The 271-nt window shown below is 59.0% G+C and carries 1 protein-coding gene; it reads left to right on the plus strand.

Going from position 1 to position 271, the window contains the following annotated elements:
- Nucleotides 1-271 (plus strand): hypothetical protein (locus AC1RPU_RS08245; RefSeq protein ID WP_481769687.1); only part of this gene is annotated, 271 nt, incomplete at both ends.

Below are 271 nucleotides of genomic sequence, written 5' to 3' on the forward strand. Positions count from 1 at the left end.
CCGTCCGCACCCGGCCCAAGTTCGATTGCCGTGTCTGGCAATTGCCGAACGAGAGCGAAGCGTTCGACGCATTTGCGTGGCGTGAGGCGGATGCGACACGCAACTCGTTGCAGATGCTGTGTCAAGCACACTTCTCACACCGTCAGCTGCACGGCAAGAACACGCGGGCTCAGCACGACATGCTGCACGATATCGGCCTCAACTGGAACAACGAGCCTGCTTCGTTCAAGCGTGGCACGTACGTCCGACGTATCGTGGAGGACAGAATGTT

This window comes from Dellaglioa sp. CoH-55-MRSF-7 (assembly GCF_056782235.1).